This window comes from Flavobacterium ammoniigenes (assembly GCF_020886055.1).
In the GTDB taxonomy this organism is placed as follows: Bacteria; Bacteroidota; Bacteroidia; order Flavobacteriales; family Flavobacteriaceae; genus Flavobacterium; species Flavobacterium ammoniigenes.
This window is the reverse complement of the sequence record NZ_AP025184.1, coordinates 1,627,149-1,648,060: the sequence shown is the minus strand read 5'-3', so window position 1 is coordinate 1,648,060 and position 20,912 is coordinate 1,627,149. Positions and strand designations below refer to the sequence as shown.

The 20,912-nt window shown below is 33.5% G+C and carries 24 protein-coding genes; 14 read left to right on the top strand and 10 right to left on the bottom strand.

Annotated elements, in window-relative coordinates:
• Nucleotides 1-4: 4 nt before the first annotated feature.
• The 3 genes from LPC21_RS07590 to nadC are packed head-to-tail and all read right to left on the bottom strand — an operon-like array spanning nt 5 to nt 2,221.
• Nucleotides 5-430, bottom strand: coding sequence for a DUF2147 domain-containing protein (locus LPC21_RS07590; protein ID WP_229316566.1), 426 nt, complete (start codon nt 428-430; stop codon nt 5-7).
• Nucleotides 427-1,362 (bottom strand): YihY/virulence factor BrkB family protein, encoded by a 936-nt coding sequence (locus tag LPC21_RS07585; protein WP_229316565.1) that lies wholly within the window; start codon nt 1,360-1,362, stop codon nt 427-429. Before LPC21_RS07585 ends, LPC21_RS07590 begins: the two co-directional genes overlap by 4 nt.
• Nucleotide 1,363: 1 nt before the next feature.
• Complete coding sequence (gene nadC, locus LPC21_RS07580) at nt 1,364-2,221, bottom strand: carboxylating nicotinate-nucleotide diphosphorylase (protein WP_229316564.1); 858 nt, start codon at nt 2,219-2,221, stop codon at nt 1,364-1,366.
• A gap of 107 nt (nt 2,222-2,328) precedes the next feature.
• Between nadC and rlmH the strand changes: the two genes are divergently transcribed.
• The gene (gene rlmH / locus LPC21_RS07575; RefSeq protein ID WP_229316563.1) at nt 2,329-2,802 is read left to right on the top strand and encodes a 23S rRNA (pseudouridine(1915)-N(3))-methyltransferase RlmH; all 474 of its coding nucleotides are present in this window, start codon (nt 2,329-2,331) and stop codon (nt 2,800-2,802) included.
• A gap of 43 nt (nt 2,803-2,845) precedes the next feature.
• On the opposite strand, the gene LPC21_RS07570 is transcribed toward rlmH, so the two are convergent.
• Both LPC21_RS07570 and folP read right to left on the bottom strand, forming a co-directional pair.
• The gene (locus tag LPC21_RS07570) at nt 2,846-3,412 is read right to left on the bottom strand and encodes a hypothetical protein (protein WP_229316562.1); all 567 of its coding nucleotides are present in this window, start codon (nt 3,410-3,412) and stop codon (nt 2,846-2,848) included.
• Nucleotides 3,409-4,233, bottom strand: a complete 825-nt coding sequence (folP, locus tag LPC21_RS07565; RefSeq protein WP_229316561.1) for a dihydropteroate synthase — start codon at nt 4,231-4,233, stop codon at nt 3,409-3,411. The genes LPC21_RS07570 and folP overlap by 4 nt, the downstream gene beginning before the upstream one ends.
• A gap of 89 nt (nt 4,234-4,322) precedes the next feature.
• On the opposite strand from folP, the gene LPC21_RS07560 reads away from it, so the two are divergent.
• The 8 genes from LPC21_RS07560 to LPC21_RS07525 all read left to right on the top strand — a co-directional run bounded on the left by LPC21_RS07560 (nt 4,323) and on the right by LPC21_RS07525 (nt 10,672).
• Nucleotides 4,323-4,856 carry a DUF1599 domain-containing protein gene (locus LPC21_RS07560; protein ID WP_229316560.1) on the top strand — a complete coding sequence of 178 codons (534 nt, stop codon included), beginning with the start codon at nt 4,323-4,325 and terminating at the stop codon, nt 4,854-4,856.
• A 24-nt stretch (nt 4,857-4,880) separates the two neighbouring features.
• Nucleotides 4,881-5,990, top strand: coding sequence for a BT_3928 family protein (locus tag LPC21_RS07555; protein WP_229316559.1), 1,110 nt, complete (start codon nt 4,881-4,883; stop codon nt 5,988-5,990).
• Nucleotides 5,991-6,110: 120 nt separating this feature from the next.
• Nucleotides 6,111-6,608 (top strand): TlpA family protein disulfide reductase, encoded by a 498-nt coding sequence (locus LPC21_RS07550; RefSeq protein ID WP_229316558.1) that lies wholly within the window; start codon nt 6,111-6,113, stop codon nt 6,606-6,608.
• Between the two features lie 30 nt (nt 6,609-6,638).
• Complete coding sequence (gene tpiA, locus LPC21_RS07545) at nt 6,639-7,391, top strand: triose-phosphate isomerase (RefSeq protein WP_229316557.1); 753 nt, start codon at nt 6,639-6,641, stop codon at nt 7,389-7,391.
• A gap of 113 nt (nt 7,392-7,504) precedes the next feature.
• Complete coding sequence (prmA, locus tag LPC21_RS07540; RefSeq protein ID WP_229316556.1) at nt 7,505-8,338, top strand: 50S ribosomal protein L11 methyltransferase; 834 nt, start codon at nt 7,505-7,507, stop codon at nt 8,336-8,338.
• Nucleotides 8,339-8,373: 35 nt separating this feature from the next.
• Complete coding sequence (locus LPC21_RS07535; RefSeq protein WP_229316555.1) at nt 8,374-8,649, top strand: ATP-dependent Clp protease adaptor ClpS; 276 nt, start codon at nt 8,374-8,376, stop codon at nt 8,647-8,649.
• 74 nt (nt 8,650-8,723) lie between these two features.
• On the top strand, nt 8,724-9,989 hold the full coding sequence (locus tag LPC21_RS07530; protein WP_229316554.1) for a sterol desaturase family protein: 1,266 nt from the start codon (nt 8,724-8,726) through the stop codon (nt 9,987-9,989).
• 11 nt (nt 9,990-10,000) lie between these two features.
• Entirely contained in the window at nt 10,001-10,672 is a 672-nt protein-coding gene (locus LPC21_RS07525; RefSeq protein ID WP_229316553.1) for a lysoplasmalogenase, read from the top strand.
• A gap of 62 nt (nt 10,673-10,734) precedes the next feature.
• On the opposite strand, the gene LPC21_RS07520 is transcribed toward LPC21_RS07525, so the two are convergent.
• Nucleotides 10,735-11,148, bottom strand: coding sequence for a DUF6691 family protein (locus tag LPC21_RS07520; RefSeq protein WP_229316552.1), 414 nt, complete (start codon nt 11,146-11,148; stop codon nt 10,735-10,737).
• Between the two features lie 2 nt (nt 11,149-11,150).
• Nucleotides 11,151-11,708, bottom strand: a complete 558-nt coding sequence (locus LPC21_RS07515) for a YeeE/YedE family protein (protein WP_229316551.1) — start codon at nt 11,706-11,708, stop codon at nt 11,151-11,153.
• A gap of 157 nt (nt 11,709-11,865) precedes the next feature.
• Here LPC21_RS07515 and LPC21_RS07510 point away from each other — a divergent pair, with 157 nt between their 5' ends.
• Nucleotides 11,866-12,315, top strand: a complete 450-nt coding sequence (locus tag LPC21_RS07510; RefSeq protein WP_229316550.1) for a 2-dehydro-3-deoxyphosphooctonate aldolase — start codon at nt 11,866-11,868, stop codon at nt 12,313-12,315.
• A gap of 52 nt (nt 12,316-12,367) precedes the next feature.
• Here the strand turns inward: LPC21_RS07510 and LPC21_RS07505 are convergent, their stop codons facing one another.
• Together LPC21_RS07505 and LPC21_RS07500 are read right to left on the bottom strand one after the other, a co-directional pair.
• The gene (locus LPC21_RS07505; RefSeq protein WP_229316549.1) at nt 12,368-14,878 is read right to left on the bottom strand and encodes a M14 family zinc carboxypeptidase; all 2,511 of its coding nucleotides are present in this window, start codon (nt 14,876-14,878) and stop codon (nt 12,368-12,370) included.
• A 132-nt stretch (nt 14,879-15,010) separates the two neighbouring features.
• Entirely contained in the window at nt 15,011-15,442 is a 432-nt protein-coding gene (locus tag LPC21_RS07500; protein WP_229316548.1) for a nuclear transport factor 2 family protein, read from the bottom strand.
• Between the two features lie 102 nt (nt 15,443-15,544).
• On the opposite strand from LPC21_RS07500, the gene panB reads away from it, so the two are divergent.
• From panB to LPC21_RS07480, 4 genes are all read left to right on the top strand, one after another.
• Nucleotides 15,545-16,363 (top strand): 3-methyl-2-oxobutanoate hydroxymethyltransferase, encoded by an 819-nt coding sequence (gene panB, locus LPC21_RS07495; RefSeq protein ID WP_229316547.1) that lies wholly within the window; start codon nt 15,545-15,547, stop codon nt 16,361-16,363.
• A 57-nt stretch (nt 16,364-16,420) separates the two neighbouring features.
• Complete coding sequence (locus tag LPC21_RS07490; protein WP_229316546.1) at nt 16,421-17,113, top strand: RluA family pseudouridine synthase; 693 nt, start codon at nt 16,421-16,423, stop codon at nt 17,111-17,113.
• Nucleotides 17,114-17,186: 73 nt separating this feature from the next.
• Complete coding sequence (locus LPC21_RS07485) at nt 17,187-18,515, top strand: aldehyde dehydrogenase (protein WP_229316545.1); 1,329 nt, start codon at nt 17,187-17,189, stop codon at nt 18,513-18,515.
• Between the two features lie 41 nt (nt 18,516-18,556).
• Nucleotides 18,557-19,342, top strand: a complete 786-nt coding sequence (locus tag LPC21_RS07480; protein WP_229316544.1) for a hypothetical protein — start codon at nt 18,557-18,559, stop codon at nt 19,340-19,342.
• On the opposite strand, the gene LPC21_RS07475 is transcribed toward LPC21_RS07480, so the two are convergent.
• On the bottom strand, nt 19,339-20,874 hold the full coding sequence (locus LPC21_RS07475) for a YifB family Mg chelatase-like AAA ATPase (RefSeq protein ID WP_229316543.1): 1,536 nt from the start codon (nt 20,872-20,874) through the stop codon (nt 19,339-19,341). The genes LPC21_RS07480 and LPC21_RS07475 overlap by 4 nt on opposite strands.
• Between the last annotated feature and the right edge of the window lie 38 nt (nt 20,875-20,912).

Below are 20,912 nucleotides of genomic sequence, written 5' to 3'. Positions count from 1 at the left end.
TGAATTAATTAACTCGATACCAATATTGTGTTCTTCCAATTAATGAAAAACCAATATAGCCGCGAACTTTAAGTTTGTCTTTGGACTCCAAAGAGAGTGCACATTTATACAACTTCCCGTTTTTTGGATCTAATATTTCACCCGAATTGTATTCAGCTCCGTCTTTAGACAAACCTTTGATAATGTTCAAACCTAAAATCGGTCTATTTTTATCATCTCCAGGACATTGTTTACAAAGGTTATATTTTACAGCAGGATCCAAAACATCAACTACTTTGGCGTAAATTTTTCCTGATTTCGAAAATACTTCTACAATAGATTTTGCTTCTCCAGTAGCGTCATCAATAGTTTTCCATTTTCCAACAACCGATTGAGATTGCATTGAATTCATTGCAGCAATACAAAAAAGTAGGGTAATCAACTGTTTCATCTTAGATCATTTAAAGAATTTTGTTTTTTAAGTTTTGTAATAGTGGCATTCAATTCAAATCCTAACAAAAGTATCATACAATTGATCCATATGTAAAACATCAGAATTAATAAGGTTCCAATAGATCCGTACAATTCGTTGTATTTAGAAAATTGGACCACCCAAATACCAAAAAAATAGGATGAAATAATTATTAATATAGTAGTAAATACTGAACCTATACTAATAAAATGCGGTTTATGAAACTGCTTTGTTCCGTATTTTAACAAAATGGAACTAGTAATTAATATCATCCCTATTACAAAAGCATAACGCCCTAATTCAATTAACGGAATTCGTTCTGTTAACACATCTTGAATTATCGTTTGTTGAATTAATACTTCAAAAATTACCACTGCAGCGACAGTTACTAAAAGTAAAATGGACAACAACAAAGAAATTCCTAAAGCCACCATATATTGATTTAAAAAACCACGTTTAATAACTACATGTTTCGAAGATTCAAAACCACCTAGAATTCCTAATATCCCATTGGCCATTAAAAAAATAGAAAGTAGAAATCCATACGACAATAAACTCGACTGGCTATTATTTAAAATATCGCTAATGATTTTATAAATAGCATCGTAAGTATTGGGTGGCACTCCTTCTTTTACAAATTCTAAAAAATCGGCTTGAAACCCATCAATTGGAATGTATGGAATCAAGTTGAGAATAAACAATGCAAATGGAAATAAAGCCATAAAGAAACTAAACGCAACTGCACTAGCGTGGTAAGTTAATCCACCTTCGACTATCCCACGGATATATAATTCCATTAAATCGTACAAGGATAAACCTTCCAACCAAGGTAATTTTATTCGCTGAAAAACCTGCACTAAAGTACGAAGTACCGGTATTTTTAAAAGCTTTTTTTCTATTACTGATGCCATATTAAAATGCTTTTAAACTTAAATCCATATTAGCAACTGAATGCGTCAAAGCACCAGAAGAAATGTAATCTACACCACATTCTGCATACTGACGAATGGTAGTTTCATTAATATTTCCAGACGATTCCGTTTGACACTGATTGCCAATTAATGCAACCGCTTTTCGTGTATCTTCATAATTGAAATTATCAATCAAGATGCGGTGCACACCTTCACTTTGCAGAATTTCTTTAATTTCTTCTAAGTCTCTAGCCTCCACAATAATTTTTAGATCTAAATTATTTTCCTTCAGAAAGGCTTTGGTTTTAGCAATTGCCAAAGTGATTCCGCCAGCAAAATCAATATGATTGTCTTTCAACATAATCATATCGTACAAAGCAAAACGGTGATTTTCGCCACCTCCAATTTTTACTGCCCATTTTTCAGGAGCACGAAATCCAGGAGTTGTTTTTCGAGTGTCTAAAATTTTAGTTTTCGTCCCTGCTACTAATTGGACATACTCGTTTGTTTTGGTAGCAATCGCCGACATGCGTTGCATAGAATTCAGTACTACACGTTCTGCTTTTAAAATAGATTGAGAACTACCCGAAACGTGAAAAACCACATCGCCATGCTTCACCCTTTGCCCGTCTTCAATAAAAGTTTCCACTTCTAAACTAGCATCAACATAATGGAATATCATTTTGGCGAAAGCCACACCGGCAATAATTCCGTCTTGTTTTACTAACAATTTCGCTTTCCCTTTAGCAGAAGCCGGAATACAAGCGAAAGAACTGTAATCACCAGGTCCCACATCTTCACGTATGGCGTTGGCAATCAAAAGTTCTAGCTCATTATTGAATTGGGAATCACTAATCATTTTCTGTTTTTTTAAGAGTTGCTAAAATAAGACATATTTTGGGGATTAAAAACTTCGTCCATGTCTTTTTGCGAAATCCCTATATTTGCATTTGAAATCCAACCAAAATGAATATTAAACTCATCGCCATTGGCAAAACTGACAACAAAGCGCTACAATCGTTAATCGACGATTATACTAAGCGATTGTCTTTTTACATCAAATTTGAATTGGAGATCATTCCTGATATTAAAAATGTAAAAAACGTATCTGAAAGCCAACAAAAAGAAAAAGAAGGCGAATTGATTTTAGCCAAAATAACCCCTACCGATCAGTTGATTTTGTTGGATGAAAACGGAAAAAATTTCTCAAGTGTAGGTTTTTCTGATGAATTACAAAAGAAAATGAATTCTGGAATTAAAACCTTAGTTTTTGTAATTGGCGGCCCTTATGGATTTTCAGATGCAGTGTATACCAAGGCGCAAGGAAAAATTTCATTATCATTAATGACATTTTCACATCAAATGGTTCGTTTGTTCTTTATTGAACAACTCTACCGAGGATTTACCATTTTAAGAAATGAACCTTATCATCATCAATAAATTCAGGGTATATAATTTACGAAATTTGATTTTAAGTTTTTCATTAATAGATAAACTCTTCTTTTGAAATGGTAGATAAATGCAAATTATGAATCGCGATTTTATATTGAAGATAGGTTCCGAAACTTAGATTTTGATCAAAGCCTATAGTTGTTGTAGCTAAATCCTTTTTTAAACGTGTTAACTGAAAATCATTTTTTGAAATTAGCATAACTTCCTTATGAGGCTTGCCTTGAAGAAATTTCAATTTGGCAAAAGGAATAAATGCCAAATTTTTGTGTAGACTGTCAGAGTAAGAAAAATAATTTTCTGAAGTTTCACTTTTATGGGCACTACCCTCCTTTTTAGCTTGCAATTTTATAATTTCTGGCACGACTAAACGCAAGGGCAAACGCTTGTCAATATGAAAAATCCAATTCGTTGAACTAATGGCATTTTTTCTATTTACTTCTACCAAAGTATCTTTTCCCTTTGTCTTAAAAAATAAATAAATTGGTGAATAATCTCGTACCTCTTTAACAACCGTACTATCCGATTTTGGCAACAAAATCGTTTCCTTTTCACCACATGAAAACAACACAAAAAGCAGAATTAAACTTGTATATTTCATGAGTTCATTACATTAAATAAAGTGACACATTCCATCGCTTCTTTGACATCATGTACTCGAAGTATAGAAGCTCCTTTAGACAATGCAATAGCATTTAAAGCTGTAGTTCCGTTAAGTGATTCATTGGCACTATTATTCAAAACATTGTAGATCATTGATTTTCTAGAAATTCCTGCTAAAATAGGCAAATCCAACTGCTGAAAAAATTCTAATTTTTGAAGGAGTTCATAATTCTGTTCTAGCGTTTTGGCAAAGCCAAATCCTGGATCAAGAATTATATCATTAATCCCCAATTTTCGAGCTGCAGCTATTCGTTCAGAAAAGTAAAAAAGGACCTCTTTAACCACATCATCATAGGCTGTAAGTGTTGACATCGTTTGAGGATTTCCTCGCATGTGCATCATAACATATGGCAGCTTGTATTTTGCAATTACTTCCAACATACTTTCGTCTAATTTTCCAGCCGAAATATCATTAATTAAAGCCGCTCCTTTTTGAATACAAGCTGCTGCAACTTCAGATCGAAACGTATCAATGGAAATTAAGATAGCTGGAAATTGTTGTACCAACAACTCCACTACAGGAACAATTCGGGCAAGTTCCTCCTCGACAGAAACAAACTCAGCATTGGGTTTACTCGAATAAGCACCAATATCAATAAAGGTTGCTCCTTCTGAAAGCATTTTTTGAACTTGCGTTACAATTGCTGCTTCATCCGAATACTTTCCACCATCAAAAAAAGAATTGGGAGTGAGATTTAAAATTCCCATCACTTTTGGCTTTGATAAATCGATAAGCTGTCCTTTGCAATTAATCGTCATTTCATTCTGGTTTTAAAGACCTGGTTTTTCTTCATTCAGAAAAATTATTCTTATTTTTGAAAAATTTTGAATACAAATATACATCAATAATGAAGAATACTTCACAAGAATATGATGCCGTTATCACGGTTTGTCGCACTTTATTCAACAATAAAATGAAAGATTACGGATGTGCTTGGCGCATTTTACGCTTGCCATCACTTACCGACCAAATATTCATCAAAGCACAACGTATTCGAAGTTTACAAGAAAATGAGGTTCGTAAAGTCAATGAAGATGAATCTGGAGAATTTATTGGTATCATCAACTATTCCATTATGGCATTAATTCAATTGGAATTAGGTATTGCCGACCAACCTGATTTGGATGTAGCCAAAGCAACCGAATTGTACGATGCTAAAATCAAGGAAACCAAAGAATTAATGGAAAACAAAAATCACGATTATGGTGAAGCTTGGCGTGATATGCGAGTAAGTTCATTGACCGATTTAATTCTACAAAAGTTACTTCGCGTTAAGCAAATTGAAGACAATAAAGGAAAAACATTAGTATCAGAAGGGATTGATGCCAATTACCAAGACATGATTAATTATGCTGTTTTTGCTTTGATTTTAATGAAATAAAACAATCTTTCTCTAATTTTCAATATGATGAATCTCAAAAATATTTGTTCCCAATTTTCTCGAATTTTCGTTGGAATTCTATTTATTATTTCTGGATTAATCAAATTGAATGATCCTGTAGGTTTCTCTTATAAATTAACGGAATACTTTGGTGAACCCGTTTTTAACATACCTTTTTTAGTTCCTTTTTCATTAGCAATTGCCATTTTTATTGTTATTCTTGAAGTGGTTTTAGGTGTTATGTTATTGTTAGGTTTCAAATCAAAAATCACCGTTTGGCTTTTGTTATTATTAATTGTAAAATTTACATTTTTAACTTTTTACTCTGCTTATTTCAATGTGGTAAAAGATTGTGGTTGTTTTGGAGATGCATTGCATTTAACCCCATGGGAATCATATACTAAAGACGTAGTGTTGTTGTTTTTCATATTACTATTATTTTTCAATGTTCAACTAATTCAACCGCTATTTAAATCTAAAATTCAGAACATGCTAATTTCAATTAGCATAGGTCTTTGCGGTTTTATGGCGTTTTGGGTATTGAATCATCTACCCATAATAGATTTTAGACCTTTTAAAGTAGGGAACTCAATTCAAAAAGGAATGGAAATTCCAGAAGGTGCGCCGCAATCAGTCGTAGAAATGACATTTATTTACAAAGTAAACGGAGTGGATACTGAATTTACGGAAAAGGATTTAATGAAAATTCCTGCTGGAGCTACTTTTGTAGATAGAAAAGACAAAGTGATTGTAGAAGGTTATGTACCGCCTATACATGATTTCACAATGGAAAAAGACGGATCAGACTTTAAAGAGGAGTTGTTACAAAATCCTAAATTGATGGTTTTTGTGACCTACGATTTAGCCATTTCCAACAAAGATGGTCTAGCGCAATTAGAAAGTTTGAAACAAAAAGCTACCGCCAAAGGTTATCAGGTAATTGGCCTGACGGGATCTACACCAGAACAAATAGAAAAAACAAAACAAGAATATAAGTTTTCGTTTGATTTTTATTTTTGTGATGCTACCGCTTTAAAAACGATTGAACGTGCGAATCCTAGTATTGTTATTTTGCAAAAAGGAACTGTAAAACAAAAAGTGCATTATAATGATATCGAAGATTTAAAATTATAACTAGATTACAGTTAATAAGTGCTTTAGTTATTAACTATAACGATGGTAAATTATAGCTGCATTCAACTGAAATAGTATTTCTAATCACTTTACTCTAAATTTGAAAAATATTTACTCCTTATGAAAAAATTATTTGCTTTAGTAATTGCATTCGCTACGTTTTCATGTACAAGCAATGCTCAAAAAACATCATTTTCAAATGTCGCATTGTCTGAAACATTATTAGCAACAGATGGAAGTCAGGTCGCTTTTAAAGATATCATCAAAAAGCAAAAAGGAAAAACAACTGTAATTGAAGTTTGGGCTTCTTGGTGTGGTGACTGTGTCAAAGCGATGCCCAAAGTAAAAGAATTACAAGCCAATCATCCTGAGGTAGCCTATACTTTTATTTCGATGGATAAAACATCCGACAAATGGTTATCCGGAATAGAAAAACATGAATTAAAGGGAGATCATTACATGGCAAATGACCAAATGAAAGGCGTTTTTGGACAAGCCATTGATTTGAATTGGATTCCAAGATATATCATCCTTGATAAAACGGGTAAAATTGTACTGTATCGCGCCATTGAAACTGATTTTGAGCTTATCGATGCCACATTAAACAAATTGAAATAAACTAAAACTATTATAAAAAAAACAACTGAAATGAGAAAAAAGATTGTTGCAGGAAACTGGAAAATGCATAAAAACGCTGAGCAAACAGAAGATTTATTAAATGAATTAATTGCTAAAGTGCCAACTGATACTACTGCTCAAGTTATTGTAGCACCTACTTTTGTGAACTTGGCTTCTGCTGTAGATCATTTAGAATTTACCAATATTGATGTAGCTGCTCAAAATGTTCACCAAGCAGAAAGTGGTGCATTTACAGGAGAAATATCTGCTGATATGTTAAAAAGTGTTGGTGTTAATACAGTAATCTTAGGACACTCTGAGCGTAGAGCTATTTTTCATGAATCGGATGCATTAATCGCTAGCAAAGTAGATGCAGCATTAGCGCACGAAATGACCGTAATATTCTGTTTTGGTGAAGAATTAAAAGACCGTCAATCCAACAATCATTTCAATGTGGTAGAAAACCAATTAAAAGATGGTTTGTTTCACATTAAAGCGGCAAGTTGGGAAAATGTAGTTTTGGCATACGAACCCGTTTGGGCTATCGGAACTGGTGAAACTGCTTCTCCAGAACAAGCACAAGAAATGCACGAATTCATTAGAGAAACAGTTCGTAAATCATTTGGAAGTGATGTTGCCGAAGACGTTTCAATCCTTTATGGTGGAAGTGTGAAACCTGAAAATGCAAAAGAAATTTTCTCTAAACCAGATGTAGACGGAGGTCTAATTGGTGGAGCTGCTTTAAAAGCAGATGATTTCGTTGCGATTATCAACGCGATCTAAATTATTTATTTTCAATTTAATAAAAGAGGTTTGTCTATTCAAACCTCTTTTTTTTGTTTTTTATTGGTTATAATACATAAAGAGAAACGTACATTTGCAAAAAAATAATAAACATGTCAAATAGTTATATCGGATACCATTTTACAATTGAACCCAAAGAACTAGGTTCAGAAATTCTTATTGCCGAATTAGGAGAAAAAGCCTTTGAAAGTTTCACAGAAACTGAAACAGGGATTGATGCTTTTGTACAAAAAGAGTTATGGGACGAAACTATTCTTGATGATGTTTATATTCTACAATCGGAAGAATTTACCATTGACTATACTTTTGAAGAAATAGAGCAAATCAATTGGAACGAAGAATGGGAAAAGAACTTTGAACCAATAGAAGTCGATGGAAAATGTCATGTTCGTGCAACATTTCACCCAAAAACCGAGGCTGAATTTGATATTGTAATTGAACCTAAAATGAGTTTTGGAACTGGTCATCACGAAACAACTCATATGATGATTCAGCATTTATTAGAAATGGACGTGACCGATTTAAAAACTTTAGACATGGGATGTGGGACTGCGATCTTAGCTATTCTAGCTGAAATGAAAGGGGCCCAACCTATCGATGCAATTGATATCGATAATTGGTGTTATTTGAATTCAATTGAAAATGCTGAGCGCAATAACTGCCGACATATTACTGTTTATGAAGGTGATGCTGCATTATTACAAGACAAAAAATACGACTTAATTATTGCCAATATTAACCGCAATATTCTTTTGAACGATATGCAATCGTATGTCGATTGTTTGAATCCTAAAGGAACTATTTTATTTAGTGGATTCTATGAAGAAGACATTCCATTTATAGATAATTCTTGTACCGAAAAAGGATTAACCTACATCAAAAAGTTCCAAAGAAATAATTGGGTTTCATTAAAATATGTAAATTAGATTCTGTAATACTAAAGTACAAATCCGTCCCTTCAATGAGTACTAAAGAAAAAGTTAGAGAAAGAGTTAACGTCAAAGAAGCAACAACTGCCAATAATGAAATTGTGGTGTATAATGATGATGTGAACACTTTTGATCACGTTATTGAAACTTTAGTTCGTGTGTGCGACCATACACCAGAACAAGCAGAACAATGTTCGCTTATTATTCATTACAATGGAAAATGCACTGTAAAAACCGATGTATACGAAAAACTTAAACCACAATGTATTCAATTACTAGCAGCAGGATTAAGCGCTGAAATAGTATAACACTTCACAAATTATTTCATTTTTTTATACTATTTACAGTTTTATTCTATATTTGATTAAAATAATAGGTAGTTATGAAAGAATATGCAGCAGTTTTAGTCATTGCAATGCCATTGTTTTTGGCTTTAATTCTAATTGAAAAACTTTACGGATATTATAAAGGTGAAGATACGGCGCCTATTATGGATTCTGTTTCCAGTATCAGTTCCGGAATTATCAATTCTCTTAAAGATGTTCTCGGTCTAAGTGTTACCATACTTTCTTACGAATGGATGTCCCAACATTTAGCTTTATTTCAACAAGAAATCACCATAACTTCAATTATAATTGCATTTATCGCAATTGATTTTTATGGTTATTGGTCGCACCGATTGGCACACCAAATTAATTTTTTCTGGAATAAACATGCCATTCATCACAGCAGTGAAGAATTTAATTTGTCATGTGCTTTACGCCAAAGTATTTCAAGTTTTGTTAATCTATTTACTTTTTTATTAATTCCAGCAGCCCTATTGGGGGTGCCCGCAAAAGTGATAGCTATCACCTTACCTATCCACTTGTTTTTACAATTTTGGTATCATACCAAACACATTAAAAAGTTGGGGGTTTTAGAGCAAATTATTGTAACTCCCTCCCATCACAGAGTACATCACGCTATCAATCCAGAATATATGGATAAAAATCATGGCCAAATTTTTATTTTTTGGGACAAATTATTTGGTACGTATCAAGAAGAGTTAGACGAAGTCCCTGCAGTTTTTGGCATCACAAGACCTGCACAAACTTGGAATCCGTTCCGCATAAATTTCCAACATCTTTGGTTATTAATTAGTGATGCTTGGCGTGCTGAAAACTGGAAAGACAGACTTACCATTTGGTTCAAACCAACAGGCTGGAGACCAGAAAATTTTGAAGAAAAATATCCTGTCACAAAAATAGCAGATGTGTATAGTTTTACTAAATACGGAACACAACATTCGAAAATATTAATGTATTGGTCCACAATTCAGATGTTTGTCACCTTAGGTTTAGTAAGCTATTTGTATCTTTCAATTGCGCAAATGGAGCTTCAAAATATATTTATCTATGGTACTTTTATTTTTATAAGTGTCTACAGTTATACCGAATTAATGGATACCAATAATTTTTCTTTGTTTTGGGAAACTGTACGTTTAGCTTTTGGAATTGGCATTATTATTTATTTGGGAAATTGGTTCAATATTGATACTAATATTCCGTTCGGAACCCTAATAATTAGTAGCTATTTAGTACTTTCATGGGGGGTTAACTTCCATTTTGTAAGCTCTGGATTTAAATCAGAAAAATTAGCAATCGCCTAAAAAATACTATTATGAAAAATAAAGCTGCACTTTCCATTTACATTGGGTTTAGTATTTTCTATTTAGTAATTACTGCTTTAAACCAAGAAGCAATAGCTCGTTTTCTAAAGCCATTTTTATTACCCTTATTACTAGTTGCAGTATACAATTCGCCAGCATTTACTACTAAAAAATTGTTGCTGACCGCGTTGACTTTTTCATGGATAGGGGATGTAATTTTACTTTTTGCAGATAAGGGCGAAATCTATTTCATTTTAGGATTAGTTGCTTTTTTAGTATCGCATGTGTTTTACATTGTATTATTTAGCAAACAATCCATTAGCAAAACAATCAATAACAAAATAAGTTTCGGTGCTGGTACAGGTCTTATTCTATTGTATTTCTTTGGAATGATTACTACTTTGGGACCTCAATTAGGCCCACTTACAGTACCCGTTGTAATATATGCTGTAGTGATAAGTACTATGTTATTTTATGCACTCAAAGGTAGTTTTCAATGGAATACAATTCCATATCAATCGGTGCTAATTGGTGCTATATTCTTTATTAGTTCCGATAGTATTTTGGCTTTCAACAAATTTGATCAGCCAATTCCCCAGGCTTCTTTTTTAATTATGATTACCTACTTAGCAGCTCAATTCTGTATAGTATGGGGAATTTTGAAATTGAATCAAAAAAAATAGCATTCTCTTAAGTAAGAAAATACTATACTATTCAATTCAATTAAATTAAATTATATTAATTATTAATGAGGTAATTTATCTTTTAAAACTCCGTACAATATAGTTCCTACCAAAGCACCGGCAAGAACCAAAACCACAGGAAGAACTCCAGCACCTAACAAAATAAAGATAGGACCCGGACAAGAACCTACAAGTCCCCAACCTAAACCAAAAAAGATACCGCCAATAATATAACGAGCAGTACCTTTTTCTTTATCCTTGATCACGATTGTTGATCCATCAATGGCTTTGATGTTATTTCTCTTGATAAATTGAATACCAATAATTCCTGTAGCGATAGCAACTGAAATAATTCCGTACATATGAAACGATTGAAATTGAAACATTTCATAAATGCGGTACCAAGACACCGCTTCTGATTTTGTCAAAACAATACCGAAAATAAAACCTACTAATAAATATTTGATGAATTTCATAATTAAAAAATAAGAGGTAAAATGAAATGAGCCATTAGTAATCCACCGATAAAAAATCCGATAACCGCTTTTAAAGAAGGTAGTTGCAAATTACTTAAGCCGGAAATGGCATGTCCCGAAGTACATCCTCCAGCATAACGTGTTCCAAAACCTATCAATACACCGCCAATAATTAAAATCAATATACTTTTAGGCGATACAAAGATTTGATTTCCGAAAAGTGCATCTGGAGCTAACTTCCCATTAGGTGCGTCGATTCCAAGCTTTGCTAATTGTTCTATAGTCGTAGGATTAATAGAAACATTGGTTGGGTCACTCATCCAATGTGTGGCAACAAAACCACCAAGAATAGCTCCCAAAACTACAATTAGATTCCATTGATTAGCTTTCCAATCAAAATTAAAATAAGAGATTTTCTTACCAAGACCCGACATAGAACAAAGTGACTCTAAATTTGATGACATTCCGAAATGTTTTCCGAAATAGGTCAAACAAAGCATAATCAAACCAATACAAAAACCTGAAATATACCAAGGCCATGTTTGAAAAAAGATATCCATAAATTGTATTTTTTGGTAAAAATAGCAAATCTAAGTTGCAAACAAAAACTATTAATTTAAGTAGAATTGTTTCCTTAACGAATACAACTTCTAAAGTTCTCACTATATTTGTGAGAGAACATTTAATGAAATTTTCGTTATTAAATCGCATCCAATTATGAGAAAAATTATCTTACTTTTCAGTTTATCCATTTTTATAAGTTCTTGTGTAAGTACACGCTCCACCTTAAAAAATGTAGATGATTCAGCACCTGACTTGGTTTTAACCCCAAACAATACTTTTGATATTAAACTCTTTAGTACCGACAAAAAATATGGATACGATAAAGATTATCCTATCAATATATTTTTTCAAACAAGTAAAACTGAAGTTAACCAAGAACGCTTTTTAAATGCATTGGCTGGACCTAAAGGAGAGAAAATAACCTATACGAAATTAGAAAGCTGTTGCCCCTTCCCTACTAAAAGAAGTGAAATGGGAGCAGGATTCTTGGATGTATATGAGCTGCAATGGGAAGGACAAAAAAAACCTATTGTATTGTACTTAAATATATACGAAAAAGGAATTCTTATGGTGCCAATGGGCTTACGACTTAGAGATAAATAGAAACAAAAAAAGCACCTTAAAGGTGCTTTTTTGTTATAAATATTTAATTGAATTAATACTGTACTTGGAATAAAGCGTTACTAAACAACAAAATTCCGTTCTCCCAAAACCCTCTAAATAAAGGATTGTCAATCATGTAAATCACTGTGCCTTTCTCTTTTTTCTCTACTGCAAACGTAACCGTTTCTTCTAATTTTTTCTTCAAATTATGTCCCACAAAACCATAACTTGAATAGTTTTTAGGAACATAAATAACATTAGAAGCTTTTGTCAATAAAGAATATTTTCTAGCATCTGTCTTCAAACTAAAATAACTATTTCCTAACCCGAATGACAAGGGATGAGAGGTATCTAGAGCGTTTTCGATAATTGCACCTGGAATGGAAGACGATATCAATCTTCTTTCATTATTGTGGAAATCAAACAACCTACTTTTAAGCTCTTTTTCTTTAGCCTCAGTTTCAGCTTTAGTCTTATCCTCATCAGTTGCAAAAACACGCAAGGCATAATTATCATTGTTTTCAAACAGACCTAATGCTTCATTCATAGCAATTACTTTTCCTCCTTTTTTGATCCAATCTGTTAGTTGTGATTTCAAATCATCCGAAAAATTATAATTACCGTCAGCAAGAATCAATGTATTAAATTCCGACCAATCTATTCTTCCAATATTAGAAACATCCACTATACTAGTTGGATACTGGATCACTTCATCCAAATAATGCCAAACAGCTCCAAACTCAGTTGGATTGACACCTTTACCTGATAAAAGTAAAATTTTTGGTTTCTTAATTAATGAGAAGTTTTCTCCCCCTAAATCACGAGCATTAACTGAAAATCCAGAAGTCAAATAATTGTAATCCGATTTAGTTTTAATGATATCACTGACCTTTTTCTCAAAATCAACAATGGTAGGATTATCACCTTTACTTACTATTAATCCTCCAGCTTCAACGGTAACATCACCAAATACTGCTTTTTGTGCAGCTGTTCTTACGTTGATACCATTTTGAAGAAGTAGCGAAACTACTTTTGCAGAAGTTCTATTATTCCAAGGAATATGGAAAGCATATACTTTCTCAGGAAGCATCAATTCTTTTCGATCAATTGAAGGTTTTGTGTTTATTGCCAAACTATTCTTCAAAGCATATCCGTCAATACCATATGCCAAAGGTAAATCCCAAGCTGTAATATCATAAGACAAACTATCATTCAGCTTTTGATTAGGTTCAAATAAAACCTGAGTCATTACCCCTCGAGGTTGATCTGCTTTAATAATTAAATCATTCGGTTCAATTGAAAATGCATTGTCCTTTTTTGTTTTATAATTGAATCCTATCGATTTTTGACTTGCATTCGCATACGAATATTCAATCCCATTCTTTTTAAGCAACTCAACCAATTGTTCTGACTTTGGATTGTTTTTCATCACATAGGTGGCATAAACTCCCTTAGCTTTTTTTCTGGAATTGGTCATAAATCCTCTAAAACCTTTTAGCAATTGATCTGACTGATTGGATGCAGTTTCAATAATCGTCAGTACTGCTTTTGCATGGTGAGTCAATCGATCTTTAGTAGTTAAATGTGTTCCGTTTGCCAATTTAATTTCGCGTCCAGCTCCTATTCCACCTTGTTCCAATGTCATCCCAACAGCACCGTTGTATGTGGGATAGGTATCGCCATAACTTGGATAAAACAAATCAAATCGTTCACGAGTGTTGTACAACCAATTTTCCTTATCAAATTTGGCTGCAATATTTTTTCCTAACGAAAAATGAAAATCTTTTTGATATTGGTCGATAAATTCATGTAAAGGCTCTGCCGATGGTGGGAAAAAATAAGGTGATTCATATCCCATTTCATGAATATCTGCATGAACCTGTGGCATCCATTGATTGTATAAAGCAATACGTTTTTGAGATTCAATTTGTGTTTGCCATGCCCAATCACGATTCAAATCAAAAATATAATGATTGTATCTTCCGCCTGGCCAAACTTCCATATGTTCTCTATCAGACAATCCTGGATGCGTTTTCTTTCCTGATATTTCACGAAGCCAATTGGCATAACGAGAAAGTCCATCTGGATTTTCACATGGGTCCAAAATTACAATCGTATTTTTCAACCACTCTTTGGTTTCTTTGTTAGCAGGATTCAATAATTCATAAGCTACAGTCATAGCACTTTCCATACCCGCATATTCGTTGCCATGCACACTAAAGCTGATCCAAACAATAAGCTTGTCTCCAATTTTTTGATTTTTTTGATTGGAAAGACCAATAGCACTCAAATTATTATTTCTAATTTGATCTAAATTGGCCAAATTCTCAGGAGTTGAAACAAAATAAACATTTAAATTTCGTTCTTCATTCGTTTGTCCATATACTTGATGTTTAATAAAAGAAGATTCCTTCACTAAATGCCCAAAATAGGCTTCCGTTTGATGGTAAAAGGTAATTTGTTTACCATAATTAGGCAAAAATTCTGAAGGAGACTTAATTTGAGCCTGAAGGGTTGATCCAAGGATAAATAGGAATAAAAAGGATACAATAGATTGTTTCATATTTCATTATTTTAATTAAATGAATTTCAAAAGTAACTAGAAAAACAGAATCAAACTACTTTAGATTTTAAAAATAGCCCACCAAACTTAATTAAAGTTTCAAAATAAGTTGGGATAGCTATAAAAATACGACTATTTTCTCCTTGTATCAATCAAATAAACTATTTTCCAGAGACCATTATCTTTAAATAATGTAAAAGCATTGACTCCTTTGTGGCTCAACTTATTGTTCAAATAAAACTCATAAGGCGTCCAAACGTGAGCCATGGCTCCATCTACCTGAATGGAATAATCTAGTAATTTTTCTTCAAAAAGAATAGTGTTGGGTATCGTTGCAATAGAACGAAAAAAATCTTGAGCAGAATCGTTTTTTAATTGGGTACCTTTTGATGATTCTGAAATAGATTGTAAAATCATTTTATCAGCACAAACTGATTTCATCGTGATGGAGTCTTTAGCATGGAACCCTTTAAAAAAAGTCACGACTACTTGTTTTACTTCTTCATTTTGAGAATAAGTAGCACTTGAAAAAATAAGTATAAGACTTACTAAAATTGTTTTCATAGTATTAAAATAATAATCATTTGTCAAAATAAACAATAATTCTACAATGTTGGGCTAAGAAAAATTGATTTTATTACCTTTACCGCAAATAAAAACAATACTATGTCGGTCGCTAAAAAAGATTACAAAAGAATTACTACGAAGTCATTAATTGAAATGAAAGCCAATGGCGAAAAAATTTCAATGCTTACAGCTTACGATTTTACTATGGCTAAAATAGTAGATTCTGCAGGTGTAGATGTGATTCTGGTTGGAGATTCTGCTTCAAATGTAATGGCGGGCCATGAAACTACTTTACCTATTACGCTAGATCAAATGATTTACCACGCCTCATCTGTGGTTCGTGCAATTGAACGCGCTTTAGTGGTGGTTGATTTGCCTTTTGGTAGCTACCAATCCGATTCTAAAGAAGCCTTGCGTTCTGCAATCCGAATTATGAAAGAAAGCGGTGGTCATGCTGTGAAATTAGAAGGTGGAAGTGAAATTAAAGATTCTATCAAAAAAATATTAAATGCCGGAATACCCGTAATGGGACATTTGGGTTTAACCCCACAATCAATTTATAAATTCGGAACTTATACCGTTCGTGCCAAAGAAGATGCTGAAGCAGAACAATTAATGGAAGATGCTAAACTGTTGGAAAGCTTAGGTTGTTTTGCTATCGTACTAGAAAAAATACCTGCGCATTTAGCAGAACAAGTAGCCAAAAGTATTTCAATTCCCGTAATCGGAATTGGTGCTGGTGGGGGTGTCGATGGACAAGTATTAGTCATTCATGATATGTTGGGAATGAATAACGAATTTAGCCCCCGTTTCTTAAGACGTTACATGAATCTTTATGAAGGAATGACTTCAGCCATTAGTCAATATGTTGAGGATGTAAAATCGACTGATTTTCCAAATGCCAATGAGCAATATTAGTGACAAGTAATTTGTAATTAGTGGTCCATTAGTCATGTTCGTATTTAATATTTTAATTTGGAAAAAATAGTTTCTAACAAGAATAACCTTCAAGTCATTCACGAAGACAATCATCTTATCGTGATAAACAAGCGTGTAGGCGACATTGTTCAGGGTGATAAAACAGGAGATAAGCCGCTAAGTGAAATTGTCAAAGAATATATTAAAGACAAATACAACAAGCCTGGCGAAGTGTTTTTAGGAGTAGTCCATCGATTAGACAGACCAACTTCTGGAATTGTAGTTTTTGCTCGAACTAGTAAAGCATTATCCCGAATGAATGAATTATTTAGTAATAGAGAAACTCAAAAAACCTATTGGGCTGTTGTAAAAAACAAGCCTGAAAAATCGAAGGATAAATTAGTACATTACCTTAAACGAAACGAAAAAAACAATACTTCTAAGGCTCACATACATGAAGTTCCAGATAGCAAATTGGCTAGTTTAGAATATCAAATTATAAAAGAACTTACCAATTATACAGCTTTAGAAATTCAACTTCATACCGGAAGACACCATCAAATTAGAGCACAATTAGCCGCTATTGGTTCTCCAATAAAAGGCGATTTAAAATATGGATTCGACCGTAGTAATCCTGATGGAGGTATTCATTTACACGCTAGACAATTAAGCTTTACTCATCCAGTATCTAAAGAAGCATTAACCATTATTGCTCCTACTCCTGATGATGTAATTTGGAAAGCAGTCTAAATTATAATTTTTAATTTTTTGATTAATTCAATTTTAAAAATTAAATTGCATACCAAATTAACTCATCTTGGTTATGAATTACAAATCAAATATTGGTTACCGTAAAGAATTATTAACTCGTTTATTGGAGACTATAATCGTTCATGAAAACGAAATTATTAGCGCTTTAAAAGCAGACTTTAACAAACCTGAATTTGAAGCTGTAGTAACCGAAACAAGTTATGTTATCTCCGATTTAAAACACACCATTAAAAATTTAAGTCGTTGGGCAAAGCCGAAAAGGGTATTCCCTTTTGTAGTTAACATTCCCTCTTCTGATTATATTTACAAAGAACCCTATGGTAAAGTTCTGATTATTTCACCTTGGAATTATCCTTTTCAATTGGCTCTTTGTCCTCTAATTGCAGCTGTTGCTGCAGGAAACCAAGTCCTATTAAAACCTTCTGAATTAACCCCTAACACGGCAGCAATCATTCAGAAAATCATCTCTAAAGTATTTTCAATCAATCATGTTGAAGTAATTCAAGGTGATGCTTCAGTTGCGACTCAATTATTGGAACAACGTTGGGATTACATTTTCTTTACTGGTAGTGTGGCAGTAGGTAAAATTGTAGCCAAAGCAGCTGCACAACATCTAACGCCTGTAACTTTAGAATTAGGAGGTAAAAATCCTTGCATTGTGGACGAAACAGCTAATTTACAAATTGCGGCGAAACGAATTGTTTGGGGGAAATTTATTAATGCGGGTCAAACTTGTATTGCTCCCGATTACATATTGGTACACCAAAAAAGTAAAGCACAATTTATTCAATATTTAAAAGAAGAGATTACCCATGCTTATGGAGATAATCCAGAAATTTCTCCAGATTATGCTCGAATAATCAATGCTAAAAATTGGTCACGATTAGTAGGGATGTTGGAATCTGACAAAGTGATTTTTGGAGGAAAATACGATAGCGAAACCAATTACCTTGCGCCAACACTAATCGATGAAAACAACTTGGACAGCTTAATTATGCAGGATGAAATTTTTGGTCCTTTGTTACCAATTGTAACTTACAATAACGAATCGGAAATAGATACCATCATTGCTAAATATGAAAAGCCACTGGCTTTGTATGTTTTCAGTGAAAGAAATAATTTTTGTGATACAATAATCTCAAAACATTCTTTTGGAGGGGGTTGTATCAATGATACCATGGTGCATTTTTCAAATAATAAACTGCCTTTTGGAGGTGTTGGACATAGCGGAATTGGAGCCTATCATGGCCAATTGAGTTTTGATATATTTTCGCATCATAAAGCAGTTGTTAAGAAAGCAACCTGGATCGATTTGCCATTGCGTTATGCACCTTATAAAGGAAAACTAACTATCGTTAAGAAGATTTTAAATTGGTTATAACCGAATAAATATATTGTAATTACCAAATTATTAGCCCTACTATGGAACCAATCAATACAAAAATAGCCCACTTACTAACAAATGGATACGAACTACAATTTGAAAACGTATTCAATAAAGCCTACGAAAATTATAAAAAAATAGCTTTGTATGCAGGACTTGCTATACTTATTTTTGGATTTATATTCATGGTGCTTGCTGCTTTTGGACTCATTAGTTTTGTTGGAGTGGAACATTTAAATGAAAATACAATCAAACAATTGGAATCAAAAATGCTAAAGCAAGAATATCTTGGTTATCAATTCATTTTTGTATTAGCTATTAATAGTGTATTTAGCCCAATTAGTGCGGGTTTTTTAAGAATGGCAAATGCCGCCCAAAAAGATGTTGAATTTAAAATGCGCCATTTCTTTTCATTCTATCAATGGTCTTATTTTAAAGAATTATTTGTAGCCACTTTTATCATCACATGTATTAGTACTGGAATTGATACTGCATTAACCCATTTTAAAATTCCGGTAGTTGGCGGTATTATTTCTTTTGGTATTGGAATATTGACGGTATTAAGTACTCCGCTTATTATATTTGGCAAACAAAAAGCTATCAAAGCAATACAGGCAAGTATCCAATTAACCAGTACAAAGTTTCTAACCTTATTTCTACTTTTATTTGTAGCGTTTCTAGGTTCGCTAGTTGGGCTGATTGGTTTCTGTATTGGGGTTCTCTTTACCATTCCTTTCAGTATGTCGATGCAATACGCCATTTACGATTCAATTATAGGGTTTGAAAATAATGATGCGATCGTAATCGATTCCGAAGAAAACTAACCTAACCAACCTTCTCTATCCAAACTTCGGTATTGTATGGCTTCGGCTATATGATGAGAATTTACATTTTCTGATGCTTCTAAATCAGCAATAGTTCTAGCAACTTTTAAAATTCGATCATAAGCACGAGCGGAAAGATTCAAACGTTCCATAGCATTTTTTAATAATGATTTAGAAGTATCTTCTAGCGCACAATACTCCCGAATATGATTGGTATTCATTTGTGCATTATAATGGATCAATGGCATCGATCCAAAACGAACGGATTGAATCTCACGAGCTTTGGTTACTCGCTTTCGAATTTCAACACTACTCTCTGCTTTTCTATCATCGGATAATTTATCGAACGGAACAGCTGTTACCTCGATATGAATATCAATCCGATCCAACAAAGGTCCAGAAATTTTATTCATATAACGTTGCATTTCATGAGGAGAATTAGCTTGAGGCGCATCTGGATCATTAAAAAAACCACTCGGACTTGGATTCATACTCGCCACCAACATGAATGAAGATGGATAGGTCACCGTGAATTTGGCTCTAGAAATGGTCACTTCCCTATCTTCTAATGGTTGACGCATAACCTCTAAAACATCTCGTTTAAATTCTGGTAATTCGTCCAAAAAAAGCACCCCATTATGCGCCATTGAAATTTCACCCGGTTGCGGATAACTCCCCCCGCCTACTAATGCGACATTTGAAATAGTATGATGCGGACTACGAAAAGGTCTTTGGTGCATCAAACCAACTTCTTTCAGTTTGCCTGCAACACTATGAATTTTGGTTGTTTCCAAGGCTTCTCGCAAGGTCATGGGTGGTAAAATACTAAGTAATCGTTTGGCTAACATGGTCTTTCCAGCACCTGGAGGCCCAATCAAAATAATATTATGACCGCCGGCAGCAGCAATTTCCATGCAGCGTTTAATGCCCTCTTGCCCTTTAACATCTGAAAAGTCATATTCGGGAAAATCTAAAGTTTGATAAAATTCGGATCTGGTGTCAATAATAGTAGGTTCGACAGTTCCCTTTCCTTCAAAAAAATCAATAACTTCTTGAATATTTGTTACACCGTAAACCTCTAAATCGGAAACAATGGCAGCTTCATTTACATTTTGTTTTGGTAAAAAGAACCCTTTAAACCCTTCTTCTTTAGCTTTAATCGCTATAGGCAAAGCACCACGAATAGGTTGTAAACTTCCGTCTAAGGAAAGTTCCCCCATTATAATGTAACGTTCAATTTCGTCTCCTTTAATCTGAGACGAGGCAATTAATATTCCTATAGCCAAAGTCAGATCGTAAGCTGAACCTTCTTTACGCAAATCGGCGGGCGCCATATTGATAGTGATTTTCTTGCCTGGAAGTGTATAACCATTATTTTTTAAGGCTGCAGCAATTCTATAACTACTTTCCTTGATGGCATTATCAGGTAATCCAACCAAATGATAACCAATACCTTTATCAATATTTACTTCTACCGTAATTGTTGTTGCTTCAACACCAAAAACAGCACTGCCAAAAACTTTTGTCAACATATGGGGGCATCTTTTTTTCTAAAATTATACAAAATTTC